3 protein-coding genes and 1 pseudogene are annotated in these 3971 nt (G+C 62.8%); all 4 read right to left on the bottom strand.

Going from position 1 to position 3971, the window contains the following annotated elements; translation table 11 throughout:
- Nucleotides 1-1927 (bottom strand): phage tail tape measure protein (locus tag ACT84W_RS06080; RefSeq protein WP_444328572.1); only part of this gene is annotated, 1927 nt, incomplete at its 3' end.
- 115 nt (nt 1928-2042) lie between these two features.
- A complete protein-coding gene (locus ACT84W_RS06075) occupies nt 2043-2453 on the bottom strand; it encodes a phage tail assembly protein (RefSeq protein ID WP_195385479.1) in 411 nt (136 codons plus the stop codon).
- Between the two features lie 57 nt (nt 2454-2510).
- Nucleotides 2511-3023: a phage major tail tube protein gene (locus ACT84W_RS06070; protein ID WP_195385480.1), complete on the bottom strand. Its 513-nt coding sequence runs from the start codon at nt 3021-3023 to the stop codon at nt 2511-2513.
- Nucleotides 3023-3971 (bottom strand): annotated as a pseudogene (locus ACT84W_RS06065) (phage tail sheath family protein); the annotation flags it as partial. The pseudogene ACT84W_RS06065 and the gene ACT84W_RS06070, both read right to left, overlap by 1 nt.

Below are 3971 nucleotides of genomic sequence, written 5' to 3'. Positions count from 1 at the left end.
CCTCGATCTTGATCTGCGGGGAGAAGGACAGCCCGCTCAGGTCGTAGACCACAGCGGTGCCGGAGCCGCCGCTGAGCAGCTCGTAGTCGCTTTCGCCGTCAGATGCTCCGAGCATCCGGCCCGCCTCGGCCCAGTAGGACAGGTTTTGCGAGCGGTATGCAGGGTTGAAGCTGATGACGGCCTCGGTCGGGTAGTGCGGATCCTCGCCAGCGATGGACGGGCCTCTCGTGAAGCCGCCGGTCGCATAGCCAGAGACGGACGCGCTGCCGCCGCCCCCACCTCCGAACAGGCCGGCGATCTTGGAGATGACGCCGGAGCCGAAGCTGACAATCTTCGATACCCAGCCGACGATCGTGCCGAGCACGCTGGCGATGGGCTCCAGAATAGACAGCAGCGGGGTCAGCAGTGGGGTGATGGCACCGATCAGGCTCAGGATCGGAGGGAGTAGCGCCTGAACGAGTTGCATCAGGGGATCAAGCAGCGGCATGATGACGCTGTTGACGATTTGCAGGGCCACCTCCAGCAGCGGGGTGATGACCGGCAGCAGGCTCGAGATGATGCTCACCAGCACAGGCAGCACGGCGCTGACGATCTGCGTGATAATAGGGAGCACGGTGGCGAGCAGGCTGGCAATAGGCGGCAGGATCGCGGAAACAATCTGCATGAGTGGCGGGAGGAGCGTCTGCACGAGGCTGAGAAGCGGCGGGAGCAGAGTGCTCATTAGCTGCGTCAGAACGGGCAGAAGGTCGGCCGCGAGCTGAGAGATCAGGGGCAGAACGTCCTCGAGGGCGTCGGCCGCGCCGGTCAGGAACTCGTCGACAAACGGGGCCGCAGCCTCGACCGCCTTGGAGATGGCCGGAGTGATCTGCTCCATCAGCTTTTGCAGGGTCGGCATGAACTTGTTGAGCCCGTCGAACACAGTGTTCGCCATAGGCTTGAGGGCCACTTCGAGCCCCTGCTTCATAACCTGAAGCCGCTCGGCGAAGTCGTAGGTGTCATCGGCTGCGCCGGCGATTGTCTCGCCGTTTTCTTGCAGCTCAGCCGTCAGGTCTGCGACGGCCAGAGAGCCGTCTCGGATCGCTGCGGCCATCGTGGAGCCCGCCCTTGTACCGAAGATCTCCGACGCGATGCTGGCGGCCTCTGCGGCCGTCCCGGCGTTTTTGATCTTTTCGTAGTACATGGCGAGCCCGTCGCTGGCGCTGATGCCCTCCTTGGCAAGTGTGGCGACGCTCTTTTTCATGGCGCCGAGCACTTCGTCGGTGTTTACGCCGGCTTTGTCGAGCTGGCCCATCAGGGCGCTCGCCGTCTCGAAGGAGTAGCCCATCTCCTGAAGCTGCGGGCCGAACTTCTGCATATCTGCCATCAGATCCGTGAAGCCCATACCCGTGCTCTGGCTGACCTTAAAGATGTAGTCCATAGCGCCGCCCATGTCGTCGGCGTCGATGTTCCACTGTTGGAAGGCTTGGCTCGACTCCTCGATCACGCTGCCGAGGTCGTCCCCGAGCATATCGCTCACTTGGATGGCCTGCTTGGAGATCTCCTGAAGCTGCGGGCCGGTGAGGCCGAGGCGGGTGTTGTAGTCTGCGATCGCCTTGCTGGCGTCCTCCATTGTGGTCGGGACGCTCTTGTAGACGGCGTCGAAGTCATCCAGAAGCCCATCCAGCGCGTCGCCGGTGGCGCCGGTTCCGATGCGGATAGCATCAGCAGCGTCATCGAAGGACGCGCCGAGATCCTTCATGTACTTTCCGGCCTCGACGACTGCCTTGCCTGTCGCCACAGCGATGCCGCCCACGGCTGCACCAACGGCCAGCGCCTTCACGTTCAGGCCGCTGATTTTCTTCTGAGCCTGTTCGATGGCTTTGCCGAGTGATGGGTCGATGCTGCCGGCCAGATTGACGACCGCCTGCATCGTTTTTCCGTTTGCCATGTGCGTCACCTCCTTCTGATGTGGGATTTCTTAAAGCTGGCCGCACGAGTCGGCCGGCTCGCTTGGAACCGCTTGGCCTCCTCGACGGCCTCCCCGTATTCGGTCAGGAAGTCGGTCAGCCTTCGCTCTCCGAGGTCTCGCGTCGACGTGTGGAAGGCTCGGGCGTAGTCTCGGATTGCGCGTCGGAGCTGTCGGGGGTGTAGGGTTCCTCCGACTTCCCGGAAATAAAATCCCGGCCGATCCTCATAATCTTCATAACGTCGTAGCCGCGGACGCGCTCGAGGTCGGAGATGTCGATCTCGGGGTTGATGGCGATGATGGCAGCGAAGCCGAGGTAGAGGTGCAGGCCGTAGTCCAGCTCGGCCGCGCCGGCCGCGTTGCCGTTCTTGGAGCCGCTGGCGCTCAGCTTTCTGGCGTCAGCTTCAGCAAACGCCTGTGCGGTGATCTCGCTGATGTCATAGGTCAGCTCGTCGTAGCTCTTGCCGTTGATCTGCACGGGGTTGTCGAGCTTGATGGTGTTCTTCATTGGGTGCGTCTCCTTTCGATAAATAGAGGGCGCCGCATAGGCGCGGCGCCCTTCGGGTTACAGCAGGCTGCGGATGTCCTTGGCGTAGTCGACGCCGCCGACGCGCAGGATCGTGTTGAGCTGGTCGATCAGCCAGTATTCAGCGCCGCCGACGTAGAGCTGGTAGCGGCTCACGGCAAACGTGGCCTCGTTCTCGCTGGTGTTGCCGGGATCCACAGAGAGGCCCGGGATGCCCTTGGAGACGCAGCGGAGGAACGCCTTGCAGCCTTCGGTCTTGGTGGAGCCGTCGGCCTGCTTCACGTCCTGAGCCCAGCGGATCTCGATGGTCTTGCTCTCGAGCTTCATCATGTTCCGCAGGCCGAGGTCGATGCCGATCTTGGTGATGGACGCCTCCATAGCCTCGATCTGGCCGAGGATGGGGGCGGTGTAGGTTCCCATAGCCTTGAAGTCAGCGGTCACGGGAGTGACGGCCGGCAGCGAGATGGTCACGTCTTTGGCGACGAGGGTGCCGCCGATGTAGACGGTGTCGGCGAGGATAGGGCCCTTCAGGTCGAGCCACAGGTTTGCCATTACTCGTCACCTCCTTCGTAGTAGACAGAGAAGCCCGCGTCGGTGTATGCGACGTAGACGCTCGCAGACTTGAGGGGCGGGGTCGGGGTGACGGCGATGTCCCAGCGAAAGTCGCCATTCATCACGTCGGTGGTGCTGTTCTCGCTCTCGAGGAACAGGATCACAGGCTCGCCCAGCAGGGCGCCCATGCTCACATAACCGTCGAGCTTTTCCTGCTCGCGGTTGATGATGCGATCCTTCAGAGCCCGGGTCATGGGGCTGTCAATCTCAGGGCTCCACTCGCGCTGGAAACTGTTGGTGATGTGCATGAGCATCCGCATGGAGACGTCGAAGATCGCGCGGGGATCCACGTCTGCGCCATAGGTATAGGCGGCGGTATGGTCGCCCCACAGTACCCACTCGCCGCCCCACGCGACGGCGGTGCTGATGCCGTTCTGCGTCAGCTCCTTGCCGGTCTGCTGGTCGAAGCCGCGGTTGTTGGCGTTGGCGCCGAAATACTGCTTGATGATGGGGATAGCCTTGTTGCCGCAGGTCTCCATCGGGACGCTGTTGTGGCTGAAGTCGGCGCGCATGAGCTCGACCACGGCCATCGTGCTCAGGTGGTACACGTTGCCGAGATTGTCCACGCCCTGCGGCCAGTAGACCTTGGAGCGCTCGCCGGTGAAGGCGTTGGCCTTCTTCCATGCGATTGCCTTGGTGATCGTGTCGACCGCCTGCGCGGTGCTGTCCACGAGGGGCAGGTCAGCCACGACGAAGGCGTCCCAGTGGCCGTTGATCTTCTGGCTGGCCGTCAGCATAGCATTATAGACGGCAGGACTGTGGCTCCAGCCGGGGGCCGCGATCAGATTGCAGACCGCGAACTGCTCGGGATAGAGCAGCGTGATCGCGCTCAGGCCGCTGTACTCGCCGGAGGAGGTGACGCCGCCGATGATGTCGCTGTCCTCGACG

This window comes from Paratractidigestivibacter sp. (genome assembly GCF_052362415.1).
Classification (GTDB): domain Bacteria; phylum Actinomycetota; class Coriobacteriia; order Coriobacteriales; family Atopobiaceae; genus Paratractidigestivibacter.
Note: the sequence above shows the minus strand (reverse complement) of the source record. Positions and strands in the feature narration are given on the sequence as shown.

Coding starts and splice junctions, on each gene's coding strand:
- ACT84W_RS06075 (WP_195385479.1), bottom strand. CDS start 2,453: ATGAAGAACACCATCAAGCTCGACAACCCCGTGCAGATCAACGGCAAG.
- ACT84W_RS06070 (WP_195385480.1), bottom strand. CDS start 3,023: ATGGCAAACCTGTGGCTCGACCTGAAGGGCCCTATCCTCGCCGACACC.